The organism is Haemophilus sp. HMSC61B11 (assembly GCF_001838615.1).
Classification (GTDB): domain Bacteria; phylum Pseudomonadota; class Gammaproteobacteria; order Enterobacterales; family Pasteurellaceae; genus Haemophilus_D; species Haemophilus_D parainfluenzae_AD.
This window is the reverse complement of record NZ_KV837951.1, coordinates 1-260: the sequence shown is the minus strand read 5'-3', so window position 1 is coordinate 260 and position 260 is coordinate 1. Positions and strand designations below refer to the sequence as shown.

Sequence of the window (260 nt, the reverse complement as noted above, 5' to 3'; positions counted from 1 at the left end):
TTTCTCATATAACTCAAATAAATTTTTTATTTTTGGGGTGTTTTTCGCTATATGATCACAAATGCTATGCACTACATTATCTATATGTGTATTAAATAGGTTGGGTATTTTTGCAATTTTATTAATTGTATTAACGCCATTAATAGGTTGAGCTATACCTAATTCATTCTTGAGTATTTCAACAATTGAGTCTTCACTATTGTCGAGATGGGAGTCGTCAATATTTAATTTGGCATATGCTCCAGCTATTGTCATATCCA

The 260-nt window shown here is 30.0% G+C and carries 1 protein-coding gene; it reads right to left on the bottom strand.

Going from position 1 to position 260, the window contains the following annotated elements; genetic code table 11:
• Positions 1-260: hypothetical protein (locus HMPREF3263_RS10780; protein WP_371113370.1), on the bottom strand; the 260-nt coding region annotated here is incomplete at both ends.